This is a genomic window from Enterobacter sp. PI-10 (assembly GCF_027947695.1).
GTDB classification, from domain to species: Bacteria; Pseudomonadota; Gammaproteobacteria; order Enterobacterales; family Enterobacteriaceae; genus Enterobacter; species Enterobacter vonholyi.
On the sequence record NZ_JAJNOG010000008.1, the window covers coordinates 120,555 to 146,178 of the forward strand.

Genomic DNA, 25,624 nt, shown 5'->3' on the forward strand with positions numbered 1-25,624 from the left:
TGATAACCGTTGTTAACAAAGTGAGCCTTTTTTAGGCCTGAAGTTCCAGTCCTGCGAGCCGTCGCCAGTAGCCGTTACAGTCGCTGTTTGCCGTAAGCGGCAGCGGAGCAGCACCGTTTTCGTTGGCGCGGAAGGCATCCAGCATCGAAAACACGCCGTTATCGAGCGGTGACAGGCGCACCATATCCACCAGCCCGTCCATAGACGCCAGCTCGTTGCCGAGGTTATAGACATAGCCGCTCATGGTCTGAATGCCGTTGAGAACAAACACCTGCTGGTTCTCCTGGGACAGCATGCTGCGTCCGTTTGGGTACTTAATACAGCAGGTTTCGCACTCGTCTTTTGGACGGTCTTCCGAGCGTGCGGTAAAGCAGCGGGCGGAATAGGCCAGCGGCAGATGCCCGTAGCTCAGCACTTCAACTTCAAACTTGTTACGAATGCCCAACTCTTCGCACTGGGTCAGCAGGTTTGCCAGCCAGTCGCGGGAGAGCTCAACAGGCATACACCAGCGCGTCATCCCCTGTTTGAGCAGCAGGCGCAGGGTCACGGCGTTATAACAGTTCAGGGCATGGCCCGCGACAAACGGCAGCCTGCGTTCGGCGCACATGTTCACCACGCCGAGATCGCTCGCCTCCAGCAGGAACTCGCCGTTCTCTACGTAGCGTTTCAGCTCGCCCAGTTCAGAAGAGGCCTGCACCAGCGCGAGCGTGGAGAGCACGACCTGTTTGCCGCTGCCGGCCAGGTTTTTCGCCATATCAAGCCAGTCGCCCACTTTGGTGGCGCGACGTTTGCTGCACACCGCTTCGCCGAGGTAAATCACATCGGCGCTGCTGGAGGCAGCCTGTTGGTAAAAATCTTCCAGCGTCTCTTTTGGCCAGTAGTAAAGCACCGGCCCTAATGAATATTTCATGATTTTCTCACTGCCATTTACGGTGATACGCGCCCAGCGTGGTTTGCGTGCCTTCGGACATCGATCCGAGCGTTTCCATCCAGGCCTGCTGCGGGGCGTAGTTCTGCGGGTCCGCCATGCAGCGGTCGATGGCCTGACGCCACACTTTCGCCACCTGGCTCACGTAGGCCGGGCTGCGCTGGCGACCTTCGATTTTCACCGAGGCAATATTGGCCGCCAGCAGTTCAGGCAGCAGCTCGAGCGTATTAAGGCTGGTAGGCTCTTCGAGCGCGTGGTAGCGCTCGCCGTCGACCAGATAGCGGCCTTTACACAGCGTCGGATAACCGGCGTTTTCACCATCCTGATAGCGGTCAATCAGCACCTCATTCAGACGAGATTCCAGCCCCTGCGGCGTTTGCTGCCAGCGAACGAAGCGGGCAGGGGAGCAGGCCCCGACGGTATTCGGTGACTCTCCGGTCAAATACGAGGAAAGATAGCAACGGCCTTCGGCCATAATGCACAGGCTGCCAAAGGCAAAAACTTCCAGCGGCACTGGCGTGACGCGCGCGAGTTGCTTAACCTGATGAATAGAGAGCACGCGCGGCAGCACCACGCGGGCTACGTCAAAGTTTCGGTGATAAAATCGTACGGCCTCCTCGTTGGTGGCAGATGCCTGAACAGAGACGTGGCGCTCAATATGGGGATAGCGTTCTGCCGCATACTCAAGCATGGCGAGGTCGGCCAGAATCAGCGCATCGGCACCCAGCTGTGCCGCCATATCCACCGCGCGCTGCCAGCGGGCGTAGCCGTCAGGATGAGCAAAGGTATTGATGGCGATATGCAGCTTGCGGCGGTGCTGGTGAACGAAGTTAACGGCTTCCTGAAGCTTTTTCTCCGTAAAGTTGAGGCCGGCAAAATGGCGGGCGTTGGTGTCATCTTTCAGCCCGATATAGACCGCATCGGCCCCATTTTCGATGGCCGCCTTAAGCGCCGGAAGATTTCCGGCTGGGCAGAGCAGCTCCATAATTTATCCTGATGTTGTCGATCGCAAAAATGTTAACGAGCTGGGATTTTAATTAACCCATACGCGACAATTTTTGATTTAAGGCAGCTAATGGCGTATTGATGGCACCAATAATGAGGTACGACGGACGATGGTTTGTTGATTTACGCCGCTATGTTGCGCTTCGGATATGGCAAAATAGCAGGACTATAGATATCAGGGAGTAAAGCTCGTGCTGGATAAACTGCGTTCACGTCTCGTACAATTTGGTCCATCAATGCTGAGCGTGCCGGTCAAGCTGTCGCCGTTCGCGCTTAAACGCCAGGTGCTGGAGCAGGTCCTGAGCTGGCAGTTCCGCCAGGCGCTGCAGGATGGCGAGCTGGAGTTCCTGGAAGGCCGCTGGTTAAGCATTGAGGTGCGTGACATCGGGCTGCGCTGGTTTACCTCCGTTGAGAATGACCAGCTCATCGTACGCGAAACCGCCGAGGCGGACGTGAGCTTTAGCGCCAACGCCAGCGATCTGCTGATGATCGCCGCGCGCAAGCAGGATCCGGATACGCTCTTCTTCCAGCGCCGTCTGGTGATTGAAGGCGACACGGAGCTGGGCCTGTACGTGAAGAATTTAATGGATGCCATTGAGCTGGAGCAGATGCCGAAAGCGCTGCGCGTGATGCTAATGCAAATGGCAGATTTCGTTGAGGCCGGGCTGAAAACCCCGCCGGACGGTAAACACACTTCAGTAGGTGAGCCATGCTGATTCGAGTCGAAATTGGGATTGATGCGCCGGGGATCGATGCGTTGTTGCGCCGAGCCTTTACGAGCGATGCCGAAGCCCAACTGGTCCACGATCTTCGCGAAGACGGCCTGATTACGCTGGGGCTGGTTGCCACCGATGACGAAGGTCAGGTGGTGGGCTATGTTGCCTTCAGTCCGGTAACCGTTCAGGGCGAAGAGCTGCAGTGGGTAGGCATGGCGCCGCTGGCGGTGGATGAAAACTATCGCGGGCAAGGGCTGGCGCGTCAGCTGGTCTATGAAGGGCTGGATTCGCTCAATGAGTTCGGCTATGCGGCCGTTGTAACGCTGGGCGATCCGGCGTTCTATGGCCGTTTAGGCTTCGAGCAGGCCGCGCGTTACGATCTGCGCTGCCGCTGGCCGGGTACGGAATCCGCTTTCCAGGTACACCGTCTGGCGGACGACGCGCTTAACGGCGTCAATGGGCTTGTCGAGTACCACGACCATTTCAACCGCTTTTAATCAGGCTCTCGCGTAGCGCCTCAAAGGAGCCGTCTCCGGTCACGAGGCGCTCTTTCTGGCGCTTCGTCAGCTGTTTGATGCGGTATTCCAGCCTGAGTGCCAGCGATCGGTCACCGACGGGCGCCGAAAAGGCGAGCTGTAATTCCCCTTTCCCCCGCAGCGCTTTTGCCCCTTTCCCCGTTTGATGTTGTAAAAAACGCCGCGCCACATCGGTGGTTATCCCGGTGTAGAGTGCGTTATCAGCGGTTCGGACAAGATAGAGAAACCAGCACACGGTAAACAGATTCAGTATGTTAAGGTGAACGCACCATAGCATGAGAGAGAACGAAAATGGAAACACTGGCAGCCATCAACCGCTGGCTGGCGAAGCAGCACGTCGTCACCTGGTGCGTCTACAGCGAGGGTGAGATGTGGTGCGCAAACGCGTTTTACTACTACGATCCGGAGCGCGTCGCGTTTTATGTTATGAGCGAAGACAAAACGCGTCATGCGCAGATGACCGGCCAGCAGGCTAAGGTCGCGGGCACGGTGAACGGCCAGCCGAAAACGGTCGCGCTGATCCGCGGCGTGCAGTTTAAAGGGGAGATCCGTCGTCTGGACGGAGAAGAGAGCGACGCGCGTCGTAAGCACTACACGCGCCGCTTTCCGGTTGCCGCTGCGCTAAAAGCCCCAGTGTGGGAAATCCGCCTCGATGAGCTGAAATTTACCGACAACACCCTGGGCTTTGGCAAGAAGCTGCACTGGCTACGCGCCGAGCAGGCGTAGCGCTTCGCGGTTAAACGCCGGGAGATCGTCCGGGGTCCGGCTGGTGATCAGCTGGTCTTTGTCGTTGACCACCTCCTGATCGTAAAACTCAGCACCCGCGTTTTTGAGATCGATAACGATCGGTTTCACCGCCGTGAGCTTACGCCCGCGGACCACTTCTGCGCTGATGAGCAACTGCGGGCCGTGGCAGATGGCAAAGACCGGTTTGCCGGTAGAAACAAAGTCCCGGGTAAAGGTCACGAAACGCTCGTCCCCGCGCAGGGAATCCGGTGAATGGCCGCCGGGTAACAGCAGGGCGTCGAAATCTGAGGGGCTAACGTTATCGATGGTCTCGTCGATGGTCACGCTGGCCTCGCCCTTATGGCCTGTCACCGTTTTGCCCGCCTCTTTTTCAATGGTGATGACCTCATGTCCCGCCTTGCGGAACGCCTCTGCAGGAGAGGTGAATTCTGAATCTTCAAACTCGTCGGTAATCAAGACTGCGATTTTCTTGCCCATGCTTCCTCCGTTGTTTTGGCTTCAGACTGATTTTTCTCCGCTTGTGGTAAATACTTACCTGTAACAGACTTCTAAGTGTGGTCGACGACGCTGAGTTCGCAAACGGACAATTCTGTAAAGGGGATAAGATGAGTCAGGTATTGATTACGGGTGCTACCGGGCTAGTGGGCGATCACCTGCTGCGGCTGCTGATTCAGGATCGCCGCGTGAACTACATCGCTGCCCCGACGCGTCGACCGCTGGCGGACATCTCCGCCGTCTTTAACCCGCACGATCCTCAGCTGACGGATGCGCTGGCGCAGGTGCAGGACCCGATTGATATCGCCTTTTGCTGTCTGGGCACCACGCGGCGGGAGGCGGGGAGCAAAGAGGCATTTATCCACGCCGACTACACGCTGGTGGTGGACACCGCGCTCACGGCGAAAAAGCTGGGGGCCAGACATTTTCTGGTGGTCAGCGCGCTGGGCGCCAGTGCCGGATCGCCTTTCTTCTACAACAAGGTGAAGGGCAAGATGGAGGATGCGCTGATTGCGCAGAAATGGGAGCAACTGACGATTGTGCGTCCCTCAATGCTGATCGGCCACCGGGACGAGCGCCGCTTTAACGAGTCGATCATGGCCCCGCTGTTTCGCATCCTTCCCGGCAACTGGAAAGCCATTGAGGCGCGGGACGTCGCGCGTGCGCTGTTAAAAGAGGGAATGGCCCCGTCGAAAGCGGGCGTAAACATTATCCCTTCGGCAAAACTGCGTGAAATCGCGCAGGGCGAGGCGTAAACTCCCCCGGCTAATAACTCATACTCTCCGGGGAATGCTATGACTGGTCAGTCTTCATCTCAGGCGGCAACACCTGTTCAATGGTGGAAGCCCGCACTCTTTTTTCTCGTGGTCATTGTTGGCCTCTGGTACGTGAAATGGCAGCCGTACTACGGTAAAGCCTTCACCGCCGCCGAAACGCACAGCATCGGTAAATCTATTCTCGCTCAGGCTGATGCCAGCCCGCTTCAGGCGGCGTGGGACTATGCCATGGTCTACTTTCTTGCCGTCTGGAAGGCCGCGGTCTTAGGCGTGATCCTAGGTTCACTGATTCAGGTGCTGATCCCGCGCAACTGGCTGGTGAAAACCCTTGGACAGCCGCGCTTTCAGGGTACGCTGCTGGGAACGATCTTCTCCCTGCCGGGGATGATGTGCTCCTGTTGCGCCGCGCCTGTGGCTGCCGGGATGCGTCGCCAGCGCGTGTCGATAGGCGGCGCGCTGGCGTTCTGGATGGGCAACCCGCTGCTCAACCCGGCAACGCTGGTGTTTATGGGCTTTGTACTGGGCTGGCATTTTGCGTTCATTCGTCTGGTGGCCGGACTGCTGACCGTGCTGGTGGTGGCGACGCTGGTGCAGAATCTGGTGAAGGATAAGGCGCCAGAGTCCGCGTCTGTTGAGCTGGACGTTAGCGAGCCGCAGGGCGGTTTCTTCGCACGCTGGGGCAAGGCGCTATGGCAGCTTTTCTGGAGCACCATCCCGGTCTATATCCTGGCGGTACTGGTTCTCGGGGCGGCGCGCGTCTGGCTCTTCCCGCATGCGGATGGCGCTATCGATAACACGCTGTTGTGGGTCATTGCGATGGCCGTTGCAGGCTGCCTGTTTGTGATCCCTACAGCCGCAGAAATTCCCATTGTTCAGACCATGATGCTGGCCGGTATGGGCACCGCGCCGGCGCTGGCATTGCTCATCACGCTGCCTGCCATCAGCCTGCCGTCGCTGATTATGCTGCGTAAGTCATTCCCGGCGAAAGCGCTGTGGCTGACCGCAGGGCTAGTGGCGTTGAGCGGGGTGATAGTGGGGAGTATTGCGTTGATGTGAAAAAAAGCCCGGTGGCGCGAGCGCTTACCGGGCTTACAGTCGGGTGTAGCTTACTTGATGTAAGTAAACGCGGTGGTGACGTGCTTCACGCCGCTCACCCGGCTGGCGATATCGGCCGCCGCTTTCCCTTCACGTTCGGTCACCAGACCCAGCAGGAACACTTCACCGTTTTCTGTCGTCACCTTCACGTTGGAGGATTTCACCTGGTCCGAGCCCAGCAGCTGGGAGCGTACTTTGGTGGTGATCCAGGTATCGGAAGAGGCATCACCCAGGCCAATTGGCTTGCCCTGACGCACTTCGTTAAACACCTCAGTGGTCCCTTCTACGCCCATCGCAATCTGTTTCGCACGAGAGGCGAGCTCCAGATTCGGTGCCTGACCTGCCAGCAGCACTTTGCCCTGATAAGCCGTCACGTTGATACGCGCTTCTTTCTTGATTTGTTCGTCTTTCGACAGCGCACTGTTGACGCGCAGCTCCAGCGTACCGTCATCCACCTGCGTTCCCACGGTGCGCGGATCGGTTGCCGCTTTGGTGCCTACCGCGGCGGTACCCACAACGGCCGCAGCGATACATCCCTGAAGCAGTAATGCAGACATAAGGACTGCAAGGGTCGATAAAGCCTTCATAAGAACTCCTTAATCATCCTGGTGAGGGAAAAGCGTGTTATCGATCAAGTCACATAAGCAGTTCACCGTGAGCATATGCATCTCCTGAATACGTGCGCTCCGGTGAGAAGGAATGCGGATTTCCACATCCTGCGGCCCAAGCAGACCCGCCAGCTCACCCCCGTCATAGCCGGTTAAGGCCACGATTGTCATGTCGCGGGTGACGGCAGCTTCAACGGCTTTGACAATATCCCGGCTATTGCCGCGCGTGGAGATGGCCAGCAGCACATCTCCCGCATGACCCAGGGCTCGCACCTGCTTTGCGTAAATTTCGTCATGCAGACGATCGTTAGCAATCGCCGTTAAGACCACATTATCGGTATTAAGTGCAATGGCGGGTAAACTCGGGCGTTCTGTTTCAAAGCGATTGATCATGCTGGCAGCAAAATGCTGTGCGTTGGCGGCTGACGTGCCGTTGCCACAACAGAGGATTTTGTTGCCGTTTAGCAGGGATTGCACCAGCGTCATTGCGGCACGCGAGATAGCATCCGGAAGGGCTTCCGCCGCGGCAATCTGAGTCTGGATGCTTTCTGTGAAGCACACTTTAATTCTTTCGAGCACGTTATCCCTTTTAAATCTTAATTATGCGTCTTCGCCAAAAGCGTTTTTAAGCCATTCGATCTCATTTCCGGTGAAGGCTATCACATCGAACCGGCAATCCACAGTATCAAAACTCCCATTATGGCGGGCAAGCCACAAGTGGGCAGTCTGTAATAATTTATGTTGTTTGGCGAGCGTCACGCTGGCGGCAGCACCGCCAAAACGAGAAGACTGTCGAAAACGGACTTCTACAAACACGGTGACCTGACCGTCTTTCATGATCAGGTCGATTTCGCCGCCGCGCCCGCGGACGTTGGCGGCGATAAAACGCAGTCCTTTGCCTTCAAGCCAGCGACGCGCCTTTAATTCCCACGCATCGCCGGTCTCTTTTCGGCTTAACTGGCCGGGACGATCTGCCCCTGCTGGTATTTGAGCCATGATAACTTCCTGTTGATCACGCAGTCCTGGGTGGCGGTCAGATCGCCGGTATTGCCGTTAAGCTCAAAGCCCGGCACCTGGCGCATCTGGGTAAAGTGGTTCGCCAGCGCCCATGCATCGACACCCATCGCATACAGACGCGCCAGAGAATAATCGTTACGTACGGCACTCAGCGCCTGCTGCATCAGCGCCGGATTGCTGCCAGCCAGCATCGGGATTTCGCTGTACTGCAAACCGTCCATTTCCAGACGGAAATCCGGGCCGGCGGTGCCCTGCGCGCTGCGTGAGCTGGCGTAGAGCGTTGCGCCGCTCTGGCTGCCGTTACGCATCGCGATCATCGGTTTGATAAAGGCGATCTCCTGCGGCGTGGCAACGATATAGGCCGCATCCACTTTACCGCCACCGCTAATCTGCGCGTCGGTAGGCGGGGCCGGGATCGTCAGGCCGCCAATCGTCACGCCCTGCTGCTGCGGCAGGCTCGCGGTGACAGGACTGCCGTTAAGCGCGATACCCGCTCCACCGTTTACGCCCGCACGCAGTTCAGAGACGGAGCCGAATTTCTGCTGCAGCACGACGCCGCCGCCCAGCTTCTGCCACTCATCGGCAAAGGCATTGGCCACGCGATCGCCCAGCGCGCTGCGTGGGATGAGCAGCAGCGGAGCCTGCTTACCCTGCTCGTGAATATGACGCGCCGCATCGCGGGCTTCATCTTCAGGGGAAAGCGCGAAGTAGCAAATATTGGCCCGGTTCTGAACCTGCTCAGGCTGGTTGAGCGCCAGCACGTTCAGCGTGGTATTGCTCTTCATCAGCTCTTCCACGTTGTTTTTCAGCAGCGGACCGACAACGATGCTCGCCCCGTCCTGTTGAACCTGCGCCAGAACCTGGTCAAGCGGCTGCGAGCTGGTGTCGTAAATTTTCACCTCAGCGCCCGGGTTGGCGCTGGTGGTTGCTACGGCCTGCGGCTGAGCGGCAGGCTGGGCCGCGGGTTGTGCAGTCTGCTGCTGAGGCTGTTCTGCCGTTGCGTCAGGTGCTGGTGCCGCTTGGGTCTCGGCCGGAGCCTGGGTCGCAGGTGCTGCCGTAGCTGGTGCCGTTGTAGCCGGTGCAGCTGTAGCCTGAGGCGTCGTCGGGGCCGTCACCGGGTTTTGCATCGTGCCCTGCGCCGGAGCTTGCGCCGTGGTCAGGTCGCTGGTCTCGGCGGCGGATGGGCTGACAACATCACTCACGTTAGCCGCCTGGGCTGCCTGAGCGGGAACAGCGCTGCCGGTGACCGACGTAGTGCCGTTTTTCGCTGCTTCAAAGCCCTGCTGAATGGTACGGCCAAACACCGCCGCCTGGCCGTTGAGCGGCAGAAGCAGGGCGATTTTGCTGGTGGACGCTGGCTTAAAGTTCTGCACGTTCACCAGCTGGGTTGGCAGCATTTTCGCACCCGGGTTTTGCGGGTAGCGTGTCTGCCAGTCAGTAATACCGGCTTTCAGCATCTTTGGATCGCTGCGGTTGTTAAACCACATTTGCTGCAGATCCAGCCAGCCCTGAAGAACGTTTTCATCGGCGTTGATGACCAGAGCCTGCGCCTGTTCCTGCGTCATCGAAGCCAGCGCTTGCCAGGTGGCATCAATATTTTTCTGCTTATCGGCACCGCCGAGCAGCGGCTCTTGTGCGATGAGGGCGCGGAGCAGCGTCAGGGAAGGGCGCCCCTGCTCAGCGGTAATGCCCGCCTGCCAGAAGCGAGCCTGCTGGTTTTTATCCAGCGCGCTCACGTCAATGTCCCCGAGGATCTTCTTCGCGGCGGCGTAATCTTTCAGCGCGACCTTCAGCTCGGCAGAGAGCAGGCTCTGCTCGCGACGCTGGGCGTCGTTAAGATCTTTCGGCAACTGGTTAAACAGTTCGGCAGCCTGCTGGGTTTTACCCTCTTTCAGCAGTGCACGAATGGCGAGTAATTGCCAGTTGGTCTTGGTATCATTTGAACTCTGCGACATTTGCTGCAGATAAAAGCCAGAATCAGCCTGAGCAGAACCCTGAAGATGGGCGGTGCTCTGGTCAGGTGCCTGGGTGCCACAGCCTGCAAAAATCAGGGCTGCCAGCAGAAGCGGCACGCTGCGCGTGGCTTTTTTTCGAAGAAACGTTAACGGTACCATACTGTATCCAGTGATTTTTTTTACGCAATGCTCAATATTAAATCGGCAATACGGACGAAACAATGAAACAACACGAAACGGCAGATAATTCTCAAGGCCAGCTTTATATTGTACCTACTCCTATCGGGAATTTGTCTGATATTACCCAACGTGCGCTCACCGTACTGCAAGCTGTTGATTTAATTGCTGCTGAAGATACCCGCCACACCGGCCTGCTGCTGCAACATTTCGCGATTAACGCCCGTTTGTTTGCTCTGCACGATCATAATGAGCAACAAAAAGCCGAAACGCTGGTGGCGAAGCTGAAAGAGGGGCAGAACATTGCTCTGGTCTCCGACGCCGGTACGCCGCTGATCAACGATCCCGGCTATCACCTGGTGCGTACCTGTCGCGAAGCCGGTATTCGCGTTGTGCCGCTGCCCGGCCCGTGCGCCGCGATTGCTGCATTAAGCGCTGCAGGTCTGCCGTCTGACCGTTTCTGCTATGAAGGCTTCCTGCCTGCCAAATCCAAAGGCCGCCGCGACGTCTTAAAAGACCTGGAAGCGGAACCGCGCACCCTGATTTTCTACGAATCCACGCACCGCCTGCTGGAGAGCCTGGAAGATATGGTGACCGTCTGGGGAGAAGGCCGTTATGTGGTGCTGGCGCGCGAGCTGACTAAAACCTGGGAAACCATCCACGGCGCACCGGTGGGCGAGCTGCTGGCGTGGGTGAAGGAAGACGAAAACCGCCGCAAGGGTGAAATGGTGCTGATTGTCGAAGGGCACAAGGCGGAAGAAGACGCGCTTCCTGCCGACGCGCTGCGCACGCTGACGCTGCTGCAGGCGGAACTGCCGCTGAAGAAAGCCGCTGCGCTGGCGGCAGAAATTCACGGCGTGAAGAAAAATGCGCTGTATAAGTATGCGCTGGAGCAGCAGGGGGAGTAAGGCATCCCCTGCCGGTTTTTGCCGGGTGCCGGCTACGCCTTACCCGGCCTACGGATCGTTATGCGTCTTTTAGCCAACAGGTATCGCCTCAACCTGGAAGGTTTGCGGCGTGTCCGGCGGGTTACCTGAATGCGGGATAGATGTGGGACGGAAAATCACGTCACCGGTGCCGGGTTGAACACCGCCAGCTGGTTATGTAATCCCCATTGATCGGAGAAGGTTTTCTTCCTCCCGCTGGCGACATCCAGAATGAAGTGGAACAGCTTCCAGCCCACGTCCTCAATACTCTCTTCTCCGGTCGCGATAGTACCCGCGTTGATGTCCATTAAGTCATACCAGCGGTTTGCCAGCTCGGTGCGTGTCGCCATCTTGATCACCGGTACCGCCATCAGGCCGTACGGCGTGCCGCGCCCGGTGGTAAAGACCTGCACCGTAATGCCGGACGCGACCTGCTGCGTGCCGCAAACGAAATCGCTGGCCGGCGTTGCCGCGTAAATCAGGCCGCGTTTCGTCGGGCGCTGGCCCGGAGAGAGCACTTCCACAATCGCGCTCTGCCCGGATTTGGCAATCGAACCAAGGGCTTTTTCCACCACGTTTGCCAGGCCGCCTTTCTTGTTGCCTGGAGACGGGTTGGCGCTGCGGTCGGTTTTGCCCATATCGAGATAGTTATCGTACCAGGCCATCTCCTCAAGCAGTCGCTTGCCGACCTCTTTATTAACGGCGCGCGGCGTCAGCAGATGGATGGCGTCACGCACTTCAGTCACCTCGGAGAACATCACCGTGGCGCCGCAGCGAACAAGCAGATCGGACGCATAGCCCACCGCCGGGTTGGCCGTCACGCCGGAGAAGGCATCGCTGCCGCCGCACTGGGTTCCGACCACCAGCTCCGACGCCGGACACGTTTCGCGCTGGCGGCGGTTGAGCTTGTCCAGATGGCGTTCTGCAACCTGCAAAATATCGTCGACCATTGAGCGGAAACCAACGTGACGTTCGTCCTGCAGGCGCACGATGCTGGCCTCGTCTGCCGGGATGGCTTTGACATCCTCGGTCCCCTGAAGCAACCGTTCTGGCTGCAATTTTTCACACCCCAGACCGATGACCATCACCTCGCCGCCAAAGTTCGGGTTCAGGGCGATATTGTGGATGGTCCGGATAGGCACCACGGCAGCGGGCGCGTTAATCGCCACGCCGCAGCCATAGAGGTGGTTCAGGCCAACCACGCCGTCGACGTTCGGGTATTTCGGCAGCAGATCGCGTTCGATGATTTTCACCACGTAGTCCACTACGCCCGCCACGCAGTGTACGCTGGTGGTAATGCCGAGCAGATTTTTAGTGCCGACGCTGCCGTCCGCGTTGCGGTAGCCTTCAAAGGTATAGCCTTCCAGCGGAGGAAGCGGCTCCGGCACGCGGGTTGCCAGGGGCAGCGTATTCAGCGGCGGTGCTTCCGGAAGCGCCACCAGCGACTCCTCAACCCAGCTACCCTGAGGTATAGATCGAACGGCATAGCCGATGACTTCACCGTAACGTACGATTTCGCTGTTAGCAGGAATATCCGCCAGGGCGACTTTATGTCCCTGCGGAACATGCTCAATCAGTTCCAGCCCGTCCGGAAAGCGGGTTCCCGCTTTTAAGCCATTGTCGTTGACGATAATCGCCACGTTATCGGCGTCGTGCACTTTTATATAAAACGCCGTCGGCGGTGCCTGTCGAATTTCAATGTCGGCCATTGTTCAGTATTCTCCAGCAAAAAGTCTGATAATAAATTCAGCCATTTTTCTAATGGTAGAAATAAATACGCGGCTTTCAGAAATAAAGCATGTCAGTAGAATGAATAGCAAAATGTGATCCCGATCGCTTCAGAACCCGTAATCCTTGATTCTGTGCATTAGCGCCCAGTGCTTTGTGCATATGCAAAAATTTTTATCAAAATATACCGTAATACCTGAGCATTAAAACAATGTGCGGTCGCGGATTGCGCCTTATACTGAATGACGTTTTTATCACGCCAGAATACGGCAGAATAATAAATATCATGCTGGCGCGGTGTCTGAATAAATAAAATGATGCTGAAAAAGGCTGCGGAATTAAAAAGGTAAATACGATGAATAACGATATCTTCCCGAATAAATTTAAAGCGGCTCTTGCGGCGCACCAGATTCAGATTGGCTGCTGGTCCGCGCTGGCAAATCCTATCAGCACCGAAGTGCTGGGCCTGGCTGGTTTCGACTGGCTGGTGCTGGACGGCGAACATGCGCCGAACGATATCAGCACCTTTATTCCGCAGCTGATGGCGCTTAAAGGCAGCCACAGCGCCCCGGTAGTGCGTGTCCCCACCAACGAGCCGGTGATTATCAAGCGCCTGCTGGATATCGGCTTCTATAACTTCCTGATCCCGTTTGTGGAGACGGAAGAACAAGCGGCACTGGCCGTAGCCTCTACGCGCTATCCGCCAGAAGGGATCCGCGGCGTTTCCGTTTCGCATCGCGCCAATATGTTTGGCACCGTGCCGGACTACTTCGCGCAGTCCAACAGCAACATCACCATTCTGGTTCAGATTGAGAGCCAGCAGGGCGTTGATAACGTCGATGCGATTGCAGCCACCAACGGCGTGGACGGTATCTTCGTTGGCCCAAGCGATCTGGCTGCCGCCTTTGGCCATCTGGGTAATGCCAGCCACCCTAACGTGCAGCGCGCGATCCAGCACATTTTTGCCCGCGCTAAAGCACACGGCAAACCGTGCGGCATTCTGGCACCGGTTGAGGCTGACGCCCGTCGCTATCTGGAGTGGGGAGCCACGTTTGTTGCCGTCGGCAGCGACCTCGGCGTATTCCGCTCGGCCACGCAGAAATTAGCGGACGCTTTTAAAAAATAACCATCATTGAGGAAACAGATTATGACGCTGAAAGTGGGTTTTATTGGCCTGGGCATCATGGGTAAACCAATGAGTAAGAACCTCATCAAAGCGGGTTACTCATTGGTGGTATCCGATCACAATCCGCAGGCCGTGGCAGAGGTGATAGCGGCTGGCGCTGAAACAGCCACCACCGCGAAAGCCATTGCCGAGCAGTGCGATGTCATCATCACCATGCTGCCTAACTCCCCGCATGTCAAAGAGGTTGCGCTGGGTGAAAACGGCATTATCGACGGCGCGAAGCCTGGCCTGGTGCTGATCGATATGAGCTCTATCGCACCGCTTGCAAGCCGTGAAATCAGCGAGGCGCTAAAGGCAAAGGGTGTCGATATGCTGGATGCGCCGGTCAGCGGCGGTGAGCCGAAAGCGATCGACGGCACGCTGTCGGTGATGGTCGGCGGTGATAAAGCCGTTTTCGATAGATACTACGACCTGATGAAAGCGATGGCGGGCTCCGTGGTACACACCGGAGAGATTGGGGCGGGTAACGTGACCAAGCTGGCAAACCAGGTGATTGTGGCACTCAACATTGCCGCCATGTCTGAAGCACTGACGCTGGCAACCAAAGCGGGCGTCAATCCGGACCTTGTCTATCAGGCCATTCGCGGCGGTCTGGCGGGCAGCACCGTACTGGATGCCAAAGCGCCGATGGTGATGGATCGTAATTTCAAGCCGGGATTCCGCATCGACCTGCACATTAAAGATCTGGCGAACGCGCTGGATACGTCACACGGCGTGGGCGCACAGCTGCCGCTGACCGCAGCAGTTATGGAGATGATGCAGGCGCTGCGTGCCGATGGCCTGGGCACGGCAGATCACAGCGCGATTGCATGCTATTACGAAAAACTGGCGAAGGTGGAAGTGGCGCGTTAATCACGGCTTTCCCATACCTGAGGGTGACAGCGGCGTGCAAACCCTCTATACTGCGCGCCGAAGCTGACCAGACAGTCGCCGCTTCGTCGTCGTCCCTTTCGGGGGAGACGGGCGGAGGGGAGGAAAGTCCGGGCTCCATAGGGCAGGGTGCCAGGTAACGCCTGGGGGGGAAACCCACGACCAGTGCAACAGAGAGCAAACCGCCGATGGCCCGCGCAAGCGGGATCAGGTAAGGGTGAAAGGGTGCGGTAAGAGCGCACCGCGCGGCTGGTAACAGTCCGTGGCACGGTAAACTCCACCCGGAGCAAGGCCAAATAGGGGTTCACATGGTACGGCCCGTACTGAACCCGGGTAGGCTGCTTGAGCCAGTGAGCGATTGCTGGCCTAGATGAATGACTGTCCACGACAGAACCCGGCTTATCGGTCAGTTTCACTTCTTAAAAAACCCCGCTTCGGCGGGGTTTTTGCTTTCTGAATGTTGCTGGTCGGGTAAGCGCTGCGCCGCCCGGCAACCGAACAAACGACATCAATTCTCATATTTGCGACATTAAGCACATTTCACTGTTTTTGCTCCTTCAGTATCGCTCCTGCATCTGTTGACGATCGTCATCACAAAATTTCACGCTAAAAAACAGAAGATTTACAGTATTGGTAATTTGTTAATATTGTTATCTTAATGATCGCAAAATTTTTCTTGTTTGATATGCATATATTGAAATTAAATACATTTCTCCCGTGAATATGTGACGCATTCCACTCTTTTCCGCAAGCCTGAAAATTCGCGTTAGAAAAACTTGATAAATTGAAAGAATGTTTCAAACAAATAGCGGTTATTTATTGGCCTTTAATTGCCTGAAATATCGTCTTTATTGATTTTTTCCGGACGGTAAAATTTATCCGGGTTATCGCCATAAAATTAATTTATTACCGCTATTTTTGTTGATCAATATCAGCGTAGTAGCATATTTATATCGTTGTATATTAATGAAATATAACGATTTTATTTTGTTTTTGGTCTGTGGGTTAAAGGGCCGGGAAAGCAAATTGTGAGTAACAGCACATACCCCTTTAAAGATTATTGAGTAGAATTCACCCCGTCATAGGGAAATAAGCGCAGAATATTATGAACACTATTATTCTACCGAAAACACAGCACCTCGTGGTATTTCAGGAAGTCATTAAAAGTGGCTCCATAGGTTCTGCAGCAAGACAGCTGGGCCTGACGCAACCTGCGGTCAGCAAAATCATCAGCGATATTGAGTCCTACTTCGGCGTGGAAGTGATGGTGCGTAAAAACACAGGCGTAAAACTCACTGCCGCGGGCCAGGTTCTGCTCTCGTACTCAGAGTCGATCACCCGCGAAATGAAAAACATGGTGAGTGAAATTAACAGCCTGAGCTTCAGCACCGTTATGGACGTCTCCTTTGGCTACCCGTCGCTGATCGGCTTTACCTTCCTGTCTGAGATGATCAAAAAATTCAAGGAAGTGTTCCCGAAAGCACGCGTCTCGATGTATGAAGCCCAGCTCTCATCTTTCCTTCCGGCCATTCGCGACGGTCGTCTGGATTTCGCTATCGGCACCCTGAGCGATGAAATGTTGCTACAGGATCTGCACGTCGAACCGCTGTTTGAGTCCGAATTTGTGCTGGTCGCCAGTAAAACGCGAACGTGCACCGGCCCGACGACACTGGCATCGCTCACGCACGAGCAGTGGGTGATGCCGCAAACCGATATGGGCTACTACAAAGAACTTCTGACCACCCTGCAAGACAACCACATCAGCATCGAAAACATCGTCCAGACCGATTCGGTCGTCACCATTTATAACCTTGTCCTGAATGCCGATTATCTGACGGTGATTCCCCGCGACATGATTGCGCCATTCGGTTCCGACCAGTTTATTGTGCTGCCCGTGGAAGATGAATTACCCGTGGCGCGTTATGCCGCCGTGTGGTCTAAAAATTACAGGATTAAAAAATCGGCGTCAGTATTAGTTGAGCTGGCAAAACAATATTCGTCGATGAATATCGAAAGACGACGATGAATAATTAGTATCTATTTTAAAACACCCAGCGCGTTAACGTGTTAACGCGCTGACACCCTGACTTTGCCTGAAAAGAATGAATTATTATAACGAGGATATTATGCATATTACCTACGATCTCCCTGTAACCATTGAAGATATTCAGGACGCCAGAAAACGACTGGCAGGAAAAATATATAAAACCGGTATGCCTCGCTCGAATTATCTCAGCGAGCGCTGTAAGGGCGAAATATTCCTGAAGTTCGAGAACATGCAGCGTACCGGCTCGTTTAAGATCCGCGGCGCGTTTAACAAATTAAGCTCGCTGACCGACGCTGAAAAACGTAAAGGCGTTGTCGCCTGCTCCGCGGGGAACCACGCGCAGGGGGTGTCTCTCTCCTGCGCCATGCTTGGCATCGACGGCAAAGTGGTGATGCCGATGGGGGCGCCGAAGTCTAAAGTGGCCGCGACGCGCGACTACTCGGCGGAAGTCGTGCTGCACGGCGAGAACTTCAACGACACCATCGCCAAAGTCAGCGAAATCGTCGAGATGGAAGGGCGTATTTTTATTCCCCCTTACGACGATGCAAAAGTCATCGCCGGGCAGGGCACCATCGGTCTGGAAATTCTTGAAGATTTATATGACGTGGATAACGTCATTGTGCCTATCGGCGGCGGTGGACTCATTGCCGGAATTGCAACGGCAATTAAATCCATCAATCCCACCATTAATATCATCGGCGTACAGTCTGAAAACGTGCACGGAATGGCTGCCTCCTGGCATGCCGGAGAAATAACCAACCATCGCGTTACCGGCACGTTAGCCGACGGCTGCGATGTCTCTCGCCCGGGGAAATTAACCTTTGAGATCGTTCGTGAACTGGTCGATGACATTGTGCTGGTGAGCGAAGACAACATTCGCGACAGCATGATCGCGCTTATTCAGCGAAATAAAGTGGTGACAGAAGGTGCCGGCGCGCTGGCCTGTGCCGCGTTATTAAGCGGCAGGCTTGATCACTATATTCAGGGTCGTAAAACCGTCTGCATTATTTCCGGCGGCAATATCGATCTCTCCCGTGTTTCCCAAATTACCGGCTTCGTTGACGCATAAAGGTGACCTATGAGCAACACAGAAAGCATTATCGTTGGCCAGACAAAAACGTCCTCCTGGCGTAAGTCTGATACCACCTGGACGCTTGGCCTGTTTGGTACCGCCATTGGCGCAGGCGTGCTGTTCTTCCCCATCCGCGCGGGCTTTGGCGGATTAATCCCCATCCTGCTGATGCTGGTTCTCGCGTTCCCGATTGCGTTTTACTGCCACCGCGCGCTGGCGCGTTTGTGTCTTTCCGGCAGCAACGTCTCAGGCAACATCACCGAAACGGTGGAAGAGCACTTTGGTAAGACGGGTGGGGTGGTCATTACGTTCCTCTACTTCTTCGCCATTTGCCCGCTACTGTGGATTTACGGCGTCACCATTACCAACACCTTTATGACCTTCTGGGAAAACCAGCTCCAGCTGCCTGCGCTGAACCGCGGCGTGGTGGCGCTGTTCCTGCTGCTGCTGATGGCCTTTGTTATCTGGTTTGGTAAAGACCTGATGGTGAAGGTAATGAGCTTCCTGGTGTTCCCGTTTATTGCCAGCCTGGTGCTGATTTCCCTGTCGCTGATCCCTTACTGGAACTCCGCGGTGATCGACCAGGTCAACCTGAGTGATATCGCCTTCACCGGCCATGACGGCATTCTGGTCACGGTGTGGCTGGGTATCTCCATCATGGTCTTCTCCTTCAACTTCTCGCCTATCGTCTCCTCTTTCGTGGTCTCCAAGCGCGAAGAGTACGAGCCGGAGTTCGGTAAAGAGTTCACCGAGCAGAAATGTTCCAAAATCATCGGCCGCGCCAGCCTGCTGATGGTGGCTGTGGTGATGTTCTTCGCCTTTAGCTGCCTGTTTACGCTCTCTCCGCAGAACATGGCGGACGCCAAGGCGCAGAACATTCCGGTGCTCTCTTACCTGGCGAACCACTTTGCGTCAATGTCCGGGACAAAATCGACGTTCGCGACGGTGCTGGAATACGGTGCCTCCATCATCGCGCTGGTTGCTATCTTCAAATCTTTCTTCGGTCATTACCTGGGCACGCTGGAAGGGCTGAATGGCCTGATCCTCAAGTTCGGCTACAAGGGCGATAAGAAGAAAGTCTCTGTCGGCAAACTGAACACCATCAGCATGGTGTTCATCATGGGCTCCACCTGGGTTGTGGCCTACGCCAACCCGAACATTCTCGACCTTATTGAAGCCATGGGTGCACCAATCATCGCCTCTCTGCTGTGCCTGCTGCCGATGTATGCCATCCGCAAAGCACCAGCGCTGGCTAAATACAAAGGGCGTACCGAGAACGTCTTCGTTACCGCGGTCGGCCTGCTGACCATTCTGAATATCGTTTACAAACTGTTCTAAACCATTGCTCAGGAAGAGCGGAGTCACATGATGATTGAGTTTCCGGTTGTACTGGTTATTAACTGCGGATCGTCCTCTGTTAAGTTTTCGGTGCTCGACGCCAGCAGCTGCGATGCCCTGATGACGGGCATCGCAGAAGGGATCAACACCGAGAAGGCCTTTATTTCCGTGAACGGGGGTGAGCCGGCCAGACTGGCTCACCAGGACTACGAAGGGGCGCTGGCTGCCATCGCCCTGGAGCTGGAGAAGCGTAACCTGATGAGCAGCGTGGCCTTAATTGGCCATCGCATTGCTCACGGGGGCAATCTCTTCAGCGAGTCGACCCTGATCACGGAAGAGGTGATTGAGCAGATCCGCCAGGTCTCACCGCTGGCGCCGCTGCATAACTACGCCAACCTGAGCGGCGTGGAAGCTGCACAACATCTGTTCCCGGGCGTGCAGCAGGTAGCGGTATTTGATACCAGCTTCCACCAGACGCTGCCGCCGCAGGCGTATCTGTACGGATTGCCGTATCGTTATTTTGAAGCGCTGGGCGTGCGCCGCTACGGCTTCCACGGCACCTCTCACCGCTACGTGGCCGCGCAGGCGCATACGCTTCTCGGGCTGTCCCCCGATGACAGCGGCCTGGTGATTGCCCATCTCGGCAACGGGGCGTCCATCTGCGCGGTGCGCAACGGCGAAAGCGTCGACACCTCGATGGGGATGACGCCGCTGGAAGGGCTGGTAATGGGGACGCGCTGCGGCGACGTGGACTTCGGTGCGATGGCGTGGATTGCCCAGCAGACCGGCCAGTCGTTAGAGGATCTGGAGCGCGTGGTCAATAAAGAGTCGGGATTGCTTGGGATCTCCGGCATCTCCTCCGATTTACGCGCGCTGGAGAAAGCCTGGCACGAAGGCAATGAGCGGGCGCAGCTGGCTATCCATACCTTTGTTCACCGCATTGCGCGACATATCGCCGGGCACGCGGCGTCGCTGCACCGCCTGGATGGTGTGGTCTTTACCGGCGGCATTGGCGAAAACTCAACGCTGATTCGCGCGCTGGTGGTGGAACATCTGAAAGTCTTCGGCATCAACCTCGACGACGCTAAAAATGCCCTGCCGGGCAGCGCGGGTGAGCGCGTGATCTCCACCGAATCGTCCCGCGTGGCCTGCGCGGTTATCCCTACCAACGAAGAAAAAATGATCGCGCTGGACGCCCTCCGTCTTGGGAAGGTTACCCCGGCCGCGGCTTACGCCTGATAAAGCGAGAATCACATGAATGTAACAATCGATACGGGCGTCGCACCCTACAGCGACGCATGGGCCGGGTTTCGCGGTGAAGAATGGAAAAACGCCGTCAACGTCCGCGATTTTATTCAGCATAACTACACCCCTTATGAAGGCGATGAAGCTTTCCTCGCGCAGGCGACGCCTGCAACGACGGCGCTGTGGCAGAAGGTAATGGTCGGCATTCGCCAGGAGAATGCCACCCACGCCCCGGTAGATTTCGACACCAACATTGCCACCACCATTACGGCCCACGGGCCTGGCTACATCGACCAGGATCTGGAGACGATCGTCGGCCTGCAAACCGAAAAGCCGCTCAAGCGCGCCCTGCATCCGTACGGCGGGATCAACATGATCCGCAGCTCGTTTGAGGCCTACGGGCGGGAGATGGATCCGCAGTTTGAATATCTCTTTACCGAGCTGCGCAAAACCCATAACCAGGGTGTGTTTGACGTCTACTCCCCGGAGATGATGCGCTGTCGTAAATCCGGCGTGCTGACCGGGTTGCCGGACGGCTACGGGCGCGGACGCATCATCGGTGATTACCGCCGCGTGGCGCTCTACGGCATCAGCTATCTGGTACGCGAACGTGAACTTCAGTTTGCCGATCTGCAGGGCAGGCTGGAGCGCGGCGAAGATCTGGAGGCAACGATCCGCCTGCGCGAAGAGCTGGCGGAGCACAGGCGCGCGCTGCTGCAGATCCAGCAGATGGCGGCCAACTATGGCTTTGATATCTCGCGCCCGGCTATGGGCGCTCAGGAAGCGGTGCAGTGGGTCTATTTTGCCTACCTGGCAGCGGTGAAATCCCAGAACGGCGGGGCGATGTCGCTGGGGCGCACGGCCTCGTTCCTCGATATCTACATCGAACGCGACATGCAGGCGGGGCGGCTGAGCGAGGTGCAGGCGCAGGAGCTGATCGACCACTTCATCATGAAGATCCGCATGGTGCGCTTCCTGCGCACGCCGGAGTTCGACACGCTCTTCTCCGGCGATCCGATCTGGGCGACGGAAGTGATCGGCGGCATGGGGCTGGACGGACGCACGCTGGTGACCAAAAACAGCTTCCGCTATCTGCATACCCTGCACACCATGGGACCTGCGCCGGAGCCGAACCTGACGATCCTCTGGTCAGAACAGCTGCCGATCGCGTTTAAGAAATACGCCGCGCAGGTATCGATCGTCACCTCTTCTCTGCAGTATGAGAACGACGATCTGATGCGTGCGGACTTCAACAGCGACGATTATGCCATTGCCTGCTGCGTCAGCCCGATGGTGATCGGCAAGCAGATGCAGTTCTTTGGCGCGCGCGCCAACCTTGCCAAAACGCTGCTGTACGCAATCAACGGTGGGGTGGACGAAAAGCTGAAGATCCAGGTCGGGCCAAAAACCGAGCCGCTGCTGGACGACGTGCTGGATTACGACACCGTGATGGCGAGTCTCGATCACTTTATGGACTGGCTGGCGGTGCAGTACATCAGCGCCCTGAATCTCATTCACTACATGCACGATAAGTACAGCTACGAAGCCTCGCTGATGGCGCTGCACGACCGGGATGTCTATCGCACCATGGCCTGCGGCATTGCCGGGCTGTCGGTGGCGGCGGATTCCCTGTCGGCGATTAAATACGCTACGGTGAAGCCGGTGCGCGACCATACCGGCCTCGCGGTCGATTTCGTGATTGAAGGGGACTATCCGCAGTACGGCAACAATGACGACCGTGTGGACAGCATTGCCTGCGACCTGGTGGAGCGCTTTATGAAGAAAATTCAGGCGCTGCCAACCTACCGCAACGCGGTGCCGACCCAGTCGATCCTGACCATCACTTCTAACGTGGTTTACGGCCAGAAGACCGGGAACACGCCGGACGGACGCCGCGGCGGCACGCCGTTTGCCCCAGGCGCAAACCCGATGCACGGGCGCGACAGGAAAGGGGCGGTGGCCTCGTTAACGTCGGTCGCCAAGCTGCCGTTCACCTATGCCAAAGACGGGATCTCCTACACCTTCTCTATCGTGCCGCAGGCGCTGGGCAAGGACGAGCTGGTGCGCAAAACCAACCTGGTGGGGCTGCTGGACGGGTACTTCCATCACGAAGCGTCTATTGAGGGCGGGCAGCACCTGAACGTTAACGTGATGAACCGGGAGATGCTCCTCGATGCCATTGCGCATCCCGAGAACTACCCGAACCTGACCATCCGCGTCTCGGGCTATGCGGTGCGGTTTAATGCCCTGACGCGCGAGCAGCAGCAGGATGTGATTTCGCGAACGTTTACCCAGTCAATCTAAATCTAAGTGCTCATGCCCCCTCAACCCAGGGGGCATGTTTTTGCCCGCGAAACATACAAAATTGTTTATATAATTACTCACACATATTCATCCGCTCTTGAAAAACAATGCCCGCTTTTCCTATCACAGCATGTAAGGACAGTAAGATGATGAAAATGACCCGTATTGCGCTGGTCGCCGCCTCGCTGGCAGTGTGCAGTTTTACGGCACAGGCCGCGAACGTTGAGGCTGCTCCGTCTCCATCGCAGGATCCGCTGGTACAGCACCTGAAGCTCAGCAATGAGCAGGTTAAGAAGATTGAAGAGCTGCATAAGCAGCTGGAACAAAATGTCAGCAAGATCCCGATGACGGGCGTGAAGGACGGCGCGCTGGTCGACATGTTCCAGGCGGGTAAATGGGACGAAAGCACGGTCAAAAGCCAGCTTGCCGCCTTTAGCAACATTGAAGAGCAGACCCGTTATTACCGCGTGAAATATTACTTCGACGTCAGCCAGGTATTAACGCCGGAACAGCGTAAACAGATTAGAACTGATATGGCCAACGCGCTGGCAGAGTGATTTCGTCGTCGCGTACGGCGCCGGATAATTCTGCCGAGGCTCGAGCGGTTCCCTCTCCCGTTGGGAGAGGGTTAAGGTGAGGGCATTCTCTAAACCGGCAAATCAATCAGCAGCGCGCGCAGCGGCGTATCTGCCACCAGCGTGATATTCGCTTCATCACGAATAAACGCCCCGTCGCCGCAGGTGAGGGCTTCTTTCTCTTCCGCGTGCGTCACCGCATGCACCGTACCGTGAATAGACTGCAGATAGGCGCGCGGACCGTGAAGCTGGAAGCTCGCCTGTTCACCTTTCTTCAGTTCGATATGATGCAGCCACACCTGCTGGCGCAGCTGCAGGCTACCTGTACTGCCGTCCGGCGATGCAATCAGCTGCTGCTTATCGCCCGTTAAATCTAACTTCTGGACCAGCGGATTTTCCCGCTCAGGGCAGGCGTCGAGCCACAGCTGCATGCGGGTCAGCGTTTTGTCTTTGCTGAGGTTATGTTCGCTGTAGCTGATGCCCGGCTGTGTGGAAATTAACAACGCTTCGCCAGCCTTTGCCTGGACATGATTGCCCTCGCTATCGCGGTATTCTGCCTCGCCTTCCAGGATCAGGTTCAGGATATCGACTTTCGGGTACGTACGCGGCTGGAAGGAGGCGCCCGGGGCGAGCACTTCCTGGTTCAGCACGCGCAGTGAAGCGTAACCGAGGAGTTTAGGGTCAAAGTAGTGTCCAAAGGAAAAGGTGTAGCGGGCCTGCAGCCAACCGAAATCGGCTTGTCCGCACTGTTTAGCTGTTCTTGTCGTAATCATAAACTTGACCTCTCTTTACACTAAAACAATGGTAAAGGTATGGACGCTTCATTGTTAGCCAGATATTCTGCCCGGTATGTTCAAATTTCCTGAATGAGAACGAGATGGCTAAAGAGAGAGCATTGACGCTTGAGGCGCTTCGCGTCATGGACGCGATTGACCGGCGCGGCAGTTTTGCGGCGGCAGCCGATGAACTGGGGCGCGTTCCGTCTGCGCTGAGCTACACCATGCAGAAGCTGGAAGAAGAGCTGGACGTGGTGCTTTTTGACCGCTCCGGTCATCGAACAAAATTCACCAACGTCGGCCGAATGCTGCTGGAGCGCGGCCGCGTACTGCTGGAAGCGGCGGACAAGCTGACGACAGACGCTGAAGCGCTGGCGCGCGGCTGGGAAACCCATCTCACGCTCGTGACCGAAGCGCTGGTGCCGACCGAAGCGCTGTTCCCGCTGGTGGACCGCCTGGCGGCGAAGGCCAATACGCAGCTGTCCATCATCACCGAGGTGCTGGCAGGGGCGTGGGAACGTCTGGAGACGGGCAGGGCAGATATCGTTATTGCGCCGGACATGCACTTCCGCTCATCGTCGGAAATCAACTCGCGCAAGCTCTACAGCGTGATGAACGTTTACGTTGCCGCCCCCAACCATCCGATTCATCAGGAACCCGAGCCGCTCTCTGAAGTGACGCGCGTGAAGTATCGCGGCGTGGCGGTCGCGGATACCGCGCGCGAGCGTCCGGTGCTGACGGTGCAGCTGCTGGATAAACAGCCTCGTCTGACGGTGACCTCGCTGGAGGACAAACGGCAGGCGCTGCTGGCCGGTCTGGGCGTGGCGACGATGCCGTACCCGTTTGTGGAAAAAGATATTGCGGAAGGACGACTGCGGGTTGTGAGCCCGGAGTACACCAGCGAAGTGGATATCATTATGGCGTGGCGTCGCGACAGCATGGGCGAAGCCAAATCGTGGTGCCTGCGAGAAATTCCAAAGCTCTTTGCGCACCACAACAAATAAGCGTACAGGCCCGGTAAGCGTAAGCGCCACCGGGCAGTAATTTACGCGCCGATCTTAGGATCGGGACCAAAGCGGTTTTCGCCCGGTGTTCCGCTCTGACAGTTGAAAATCAAAATCACGATCCAGCCCACGATCGGGATCAACAGCAGCAATAACCACCACGCCGAACGATCGGTATCGTGCAGCCGACGGAACAGTACCGCCCACGATGGCAGCAGGACTAACAGGCCATAAATGGTGGTCAGCACGCCTTCACCGCCAGCCCGCTCCCAGCCAAGAATTTTATCCACAATACCCAGCACCATGATGAGGATGAAGTTCACCAGAACGAACATCCAGTACTCTTTGCGGCGGGCGCGGCCACCAAATCCAATGTAGTTGCGCAGTACTTTCAGATACCAGTCCATTTTCCTTGCCTCAATAATCGGTCAATCACTTGTTTTCTAAGCAATCAAAGTAAGGATAGATGGAGATTGTGAATTAAAAAAGGGCATCTAT

26 protein-coding genes and 1 other RNA gene are annotated in these 25,624 nt (G+C 56.5%); 16 read left to right on the forward strand and 11 right to left on the reverse strand.

Annotation, left to right across the window (positions count from 1 at the left end):
• Positions 1 to 31: 31 nt before the first annotated feature.
• Entirely contained in the window at positions 32 to 910 is an 879-nt protein-coding gene (locus LRM19_RS16900; protein WP_115876343.1) for a U32 family peptidase, read from the reverse strand.
• Positions 911 to 917: 7 nt separating this feature from the next.
• Positions 918 to 1,913 (reverse strand): ubiquinone anaerobic biosynthesis protein UbiU, encoded by a 996-nt coding sequence (gene ubiU / locus LRM19_RS16905; RefSeq protein WP_021242249.1) that lies wholly within the window; start codon positions 1,911 to 1,913, stop codon positions 918 to 920.
• Between the two features lie 211 nt (positions 1,914 to 2,124).
• Here ubiU and ubiT point away from each other — a divergent pair, with 211 nt between their 5' ends.
• Together ubiT and LRM19_RS16915 are read left to right on the forward strand one after the other, a co-directional pair.
• On the forward strand, positions 2,125 to 2,649 hold the full coding sequence (ubiT, locus tag LRM19_RS16910) for a ubiquinone anaerobic biosynthesis accessory factor UbiT (protein ID WP_271369484.1): 525 nt from the start codon (positions 2,125 to 2,127) through the stop codon (positions 2,647 to 2,649).
• Positions 2,643 to 3,146, forward strand: coding sequence for a GNAT family N-acetyltransferase (locus tag LRM19_RS16915; RefSeq protein ID WP_111964955.1), 504 nt, complete (start codon positions 2,643 to 2,645; stop codon positions 3,144 to 3,146). Before ubiT ends, LRM19_RS16915 begins: the two co-directional genes overlap by 7 nt.
• Here LRM19_RS16915 and LRM19_RS16920 read toward each other — a convergent pair.
• Complete coding sequence (locus LRM19_RS16920) at positions 3,133 to 3,462, reverse strand: GIY-YIG nuclease family protein (RefSeq protein WP_115876341.1); 330 nt, start codon at positions 3,460 to 3,462, stop codon at positions 3,133 to 3,135. The genes LRM19_RS16915 and LRM19_RS16920 overlap by 14 nt on opposite strands.
• A gap of 14 nt (positions 3,463 to 3,476) precedes the next feature.
• Here LRM19_RS16920 and LRM19_RS16925 point away from each other — a divergent pair, with 14 nt between their 5' ends.
• Complete coding sequence (locus tag LRM19_RS16925; protein WP_008501485.1) at positions 3,477 to 3,911, forward strand: YhbP family protein; 435 nt, start codon at positions 3,477 to 3,479, stop codon at positions 3,909 to 3,911.
• Here LRM19_RS16925 and LRM19_RS16930 read toward each other — a convergent pair.
• Positions 3,891 to 4,409, reverse strand: coding sequence for a type 1 glutamine amidotransferase domain-containing protein (locus LRM19_RS16930; RefSeq protein WP_115876340.1), 519 nt, complete (start codon positions 4,407 to 4,409; stop codon positions 3,891 to 3,893). The genes LRM19_RS16925 and LRM19_RS16930 overlap by 21 nt on opposite strands.
• Positions 4,410 to 4,537: 128 nt before the next feature.
• Here LRM19_RS16930 and LRM19_RS16935 point away from each other — a divergent pair, with 128 nt between their 5' ends.
• Entirely contained in the window at positions 4,538 to 5,182 is a 645-nt protein-coding gene (locus LRM19_RS16935) for an NAD(P)H-binding protein (protein ID WP_271369485.1), read from the forward strand.
• A 39-nt stretch (positions 5,183 to 5,221) separates the two neighbouring features.
• Positions 5,222 to 6,259 carry a permease gene (locus tag LRM19_RS16940; protein WP_271369486.1) on the forward strand — a complete coding sequence of 346 codons (1,038 nt, stop codon included), beginning with the start codon at positions 5,222 to 5,224 and terminating at the stop codon, positions 6,257 to 6,259.
• A gap of 50 nt (positions 6,260 to 6,309) precedes the next feature.
• Here the strand turns inward: LRM19_RS16940 and dolP are convergent, their stop codons facing one another.
• The 4 genes from dolP to LRM19_RS16960 are packed head-to-tail and all read right to left on the reverse strand — an operon-like array spanning position 6,310 to position 10,037.
• Positions 6,310 to 6,885 carry a division/outer membrane stress-associated lipid-binding lipoprotein gene (dolP, locus tag LRM19_RS16945; protein WP_111964950.1) on the reverse strand — a complete coding sequence of 192 codons (576 nt, stop codon included), beginning with the start codon at positions 6,883 to 6,885 and terminating at the stop codon, positions 6,310 to 6,312.
• A gap of 9 nt (positions 6,886 to 6,894) precedes the next feature.
• Positions 6,895 to 7,485, reverse strand: a complete 591-nt coding sequence (gene diaA, locus LRM19_RS16950; protein WP_003861754.1) for a DnaA initiator-associating protein DiaA — start codon at positions 7,483 to 7,485, stop codon at positions 6,895 to 6,897.
• A gap of 21 nt (positions 7,486 to 7,506) precedes the next feature.
• On the reverse strand, positions 7,507 to 7,902 hold the full coding sequence (locus LRM19_RS16955; RefSeq protein ID WP_111964949.1) for a YraN family protein: 396 nt from the start codon (positions 7,900 to 7,902) through the stop codon (positions 7,507 to 7,509).
• Positions 7,860 to 10,037: a penicillin-binding protein activator gene (locus tag LRM19_RS16960; protein WP_271369487.1), complete on the reverse strand. Its 2,178-nt coding sequence runs from the start codon at positions 10,035 to 10,037 to the stop codon at positions 7,860 to 7,862. Before LRM19_RS16960 ends, LRM19_RS16955 begins: the two co-directional genes overlap by 43 nt.
• A gap of 62 nt (positions 10,038 to 10,099) precedes the next feature.
• Here LRM19_RS16960 and rsmI point away from each other — a divergent pair, with 62 nt between their 5' ends.
• Complete coding sequence (rsmI, locus tag LRM19_RS16965) at positions 10,100 to 10,963, forward strand: 16S rRNA (cytidine(1402)-2'-O)-methyltransferase (RefSeq protein WP_111964947.1); 864 nt, start codon at positions 10,100 to 10,102, stop codon at positions 10,961 to 10,963.
• A 155-nt stretch (positions 10,964 to 11,118) separates the two neighbouring features.
• Here rsmI and garD read toward each other — a convergent pair whose 3' ends face one another.
• Entirely contained in the window at positions 11,119 to 12,690 is a 1,572-nt protein-coding gene (gene garD, locus LRM19_RS16970) for a galactarate dehydratase (RefSeq protein ID WP_271369488.1), read from the reverse strand.
• A gap of 374 nt (positions 12,691 to 13,064) precedes the next feature.
• Here garD and garL point away from each other — a divergent pair, with 374 nt between their 5' ends.
• The 9 genes from garL (at position 13,065) to LRM19_RS17015 (ending at position 23,328) form a co-directional block, all read left to right on the forward strand.
• Positions 13,065 to 13,835: a 2-dehydro-3-deoxyglucarate aldolase gene (gene garL / locus LRM19_RS16975; protein ID WP_271369489.1), complete on the forward strand. Its 771-nt coding sequence runs from the start codon at positions 13,065 to 13,067 to the stop codon at positions 13,833 to 13,835.
• A gap of 21 nt (positions 13,836 to 13,856) precedes the next feature.
• Positions 13,857 to 14,747: a 2-hydroxy-3-oxopropionate reductase gene (garR, locus tag LRM19_RS16980; RefSeq protein WP_149367584.1), complete on the forward strand. Its 891-nt coding sequence runs from the start codon at positions 13,857 to 13,859 to the stop codon at positions 14,745 to 14,747.
• A 59-nt stretch (positions 14,748 to 14,806) separates the two neighbouring features.
• Positions 14,807 to 15,183, forward strand: an RNA gene (gene rnpB, locus LRM19_RS16985) — RNase P RNA component class A.
• A 687-nt stretch (positions 15,184 to 15,870) separates the two neighbouring features.
• Positions 15,871 to 16,791 (forward strand): transcriptional regulator TdcA, encoded by a 921-nt coding sequence (gene tdcA / locus LRM19_RS16990; protein ID WP_008501504.1) that lies wholly within the window; start codon positions 15,871 to 15,873, stop codon positions 16,789 to 16,791.
• A 100-nt stretch (positions 16,792 to 16,891) separates the two neighbouring features.
• Positions 16,892 to 17,881: a bifunctional threonine ammonia-lyase/L-serine ammonia-lyase TdcB gene (gene tdcB / locus LRM19_RS16995; RefSeq protein ID WP_111965010.1), complete on the forward strand. Its 990-nt coding sequence runs from the start codon at positions 16,892 to 16,894 to the stop codon at positions 17,879 to 17,881.
• 9 nt (positions 17,882 to 17,890) lie between these two features.
• The gene (gene tdcC / locus LRM19_RS17000) at positions 17,891 to 19,222 is read left to right on the forward strand and encodes a threonine/serine transporter TdcC (RefSeq protein ID WP_127732383.1); all 1,332 of its coding nucleotides are present in this window, start codon (positions 17,891 to 17,893) and stop codon (positions 19,220 to 19,222) included.
• Between the two features lie 30 nt (positions 19,223 to 19,252).
• A complete protein-coding gene (gene tdcD, locus LRM19_RS17005; protein ID WP_271369519.1) occupies positions 19,253 to 20,461 on the forward strand; it encodes a propionate kinase in 1,209 nt (402 codons plus the stop codon).
• A 15-nt stretch (positions 20,462 to 20,476) separates the two neighbouring features.
• The gene (pflB, locus tag LRM19_RS17010) at positions 20,477 to 22,771 is read left to right on the forward strand and encodes a formate C-acetyltransferase (RefSeq protein WP_271369490.1); all 2,295 of its coding nucleotides are present in this window, start codon (positions 20,477 to 20,479) and stop codon (positions 22,769 to 22,771) included.
• Between the two features lie 146 nt (positions 22,772 to 22,917).
• Positions 22,918 to 23,328: a Spy/CpxP family protein refolding chaperone gene (locus tag LRM19_RS17015; protein WP_271369491.1), complete on the forward strand. Its 411-nt coding sequence runs from the start codon at positions 22,918 to 22,920 to the stop codon at positions 23,326 to 23,328.
• A gap of 89 nt (positions 23,329 to 23,417) precedes the next feature.
• On the opposite strand, the gene LRM19_RS17020 is transcribed toward LRM19_RS17015, so the two are convergent.
• Positions 23,418 to 24,119: a pirin family protein gene (locus LRM19_RS17020; RefSeq protein WP_271369492.1), complete on the reverse strand. Its 702-nt coding sequence runs from the start codon at positions 24,117 to 24,119 to the stop codon at positions 23,418 to 23,420.
• Positions 24,120 to 24,223: 104 nt separating this feature from the next.
• Between LRM19_RS17020 and yhaJ the strand changes: the two genes are divergently transcribed.
• Positions 24,224 to 25,126, forward strand: a complete 903-nt coding sequence (gene yhaJ, locus LRM19_RS17025; RefSeq protein WP_008503135.1) for a DNA-binding transcriptional regulator YhaJ — start codon at positions 24,224 to 24,226, stop codon at positions 25,124 to 25,126.
• Between the two features lie 41 nt (positions 25,127 to 25,167).
• On the opposite strand, the gene LRM19_RS17030 is transcribed toward yhaJ, so the two are convergent.
• Positions 25,168 to 25,533, reverse strand: coding sequence for a DUF805 domain-containing protein (locus LRM19_RS17030; protein WP_023294635.1), 366 nt, complete (start codon positions 25,531 to 25,533; stop codon positions 25,168 to 25,170).
• Between the last annotated feature and the right edge of the window lie 91 nt (positions 25,534 to 25,624).

Excerpts from the sequence above, each read along its gene's own strand:
- tdcA (WP_008501504.1), top strand. The coding sequence starts at position 15,871 with ATGAACACTATTATTCTACCGAAAACACAGCACCTCGTGGTATTTCAG.
- LRM19_RS17015 (WP_271369491.1), top strand. The coding sequence starts at position 22,918 with ATGATGAAAATGACCCGTATTGCGCTGGTCGCCGCCTCGCTGGCAGTG.
- LRM19_RS16915 (WP_111964955.1), top strand. The coding sequence starts at position 2,643 with ATGCTGATTCGAGTCGAAATTGGGATTGATGCGCCGGGGATCGATGCG.
- garR (WP_149367584.1), top strand. The coding sequence starts at position 13,857 with ATGACGCTGAAAGTGGGTTTTATTGGCCTGGGCATCATGGGTAAACCA.
- LRM19_RS16935 (WP_271369485.1), top strand. The coding sequence starts at position 4,538 with ATGAGTCAGGTATTGATTACGGGTGCTACCGGGCTAGTGGGCGATCAC.
- LRM19_RS16955 (WP_111964949.1), bottom strand. The coding sequence starts at position 7,902 with ATGGCTCAAATACCAGCAGGGGCAGATCGTCCCGGCCAGTTAAGCCGA.
- LRM19_RS16925 (WP_008501485.1), top strand. The coding sequence starts at position 3,477 with ATGGAAACACTGGCAGCCATCAACCGCTGGCTGGCGAAGCAGCACGTC.
- tdcC (WP_127732383.1), top strand. The coding sequence starts at position 17,891 with ATGAGCAACACAGAAAGCATTATCGTTGGCCAGACAAAAACGTCCTCC.
- tdcD (WP_271369519.1), top strand. The coding sequence starts at position 19,253 with ATGATTGAGTTTCCGGTTGTACTGGTTATTAACTGCGGATCGTCCTCT.
- LRM19_RS17030 (WP_023294635.1), bottom strand. The coding sequence starts at position 25,533 with ATGGACTGGTATCTGAAAGTACTGCGCAACTACATTGGATTTGGTGGC.
- pflB (WP_271369490.1), top strand. The coding sequence starts at position 20,477 with ATGAATGTAACAATCGATACGGGCGTCGCACCCTACAGCGACGCATGG.
- ubiU (WP_021242249.1), bottom strand. The coding sequence starts at position 1,913 with ATGGAGCTGCTCTGCCCAGCCGGAAATCTTCCGGCGCTTAAGGCGGCC.
- LRM19_RS16900 (WP_115876343.1), bottom strand. The coding sequence starts at position 910 with ATGAAATATTCATTAGGGCCGGTGCTTTACTACTGGCCAAAAGAGACG.
- LRM19_RS16960 (WP_271369487.1), bottom strand. The coding sequence starts at position 10,037 with ATGGTACCGTTAACGTTTCTTCGAAAAAAAGCCACGCGCAGCGTGCCG.
- yhaJ (WP_008503135.1), top strand. The coding sequence starts at position 24,224 with ATGGCTAAAGAGAGAGCATTGACGCTTGAGGCGCTTCGCGTCATGGAC.
- dolP (WP_111964950.1), bottom strand. The coding sequence starts at position 6,885 with ATGAAGGCTTTATCGACCCTTGCAGTCCTTATGTCTGCATTACTGCTT.
- LRM19_RS16940 (WP_271369486.1), top strand. The coding sequence starts at position 5,222 with ATGACTGGTCAGTCTTCATCTCAGGCGGCAACACCTGTTCAATGGTGG.
- garD (WP_271369488.1), bottom strand. The coding sequence starts at position 12,690 with ATGGCCGACATTGAAATTCGACAGGCACCGCCGACGGCGTTTTATATA.
- rsmI (WP_111964947.1), top strand. The coding sequence starts at position 10,100 with ATGAAACAACACGAAACGGCAGATAATTCTCAAGGCCAGCTTTATATT.
- LRM19_RS17020 (WP_271369492.1), bottom strand. The coding sequence starts at position 24,119 with ATGATTACGACAAGAACAGCTAAACAGTGCGGACAAGCCGATTTCGGT.
- garL (WP_271369489.1), top strand. The coding sequence starts at position 13,065 with ATGAATAACGATATCTTCCCGAATAAATTTAAAGCGGCTCTTGCGGCG.
- LRM19_RS16930 (WP_115876340.1), bottom strand. The coding sequence starts at position 4,409 with ATGGGCAAGAAAATCGCAGTCTTGATTACCGACGAGTTTGAAGATTCA.
- LRM19_RS16920 (WP_115876341.1), bottom strand. The coding sequence starts at position 3,462 with ATGCTATGGTGCGTTCACCTTAACATACTGAATCTGTTTACCGTGTGC.
- tdcB (WP_111965010.1), top strand. The coding sequence starts at position 16,892 with ATGCATATTACCTACGATCTCCCTGTAACCATTGAAGATATTCAGGAC.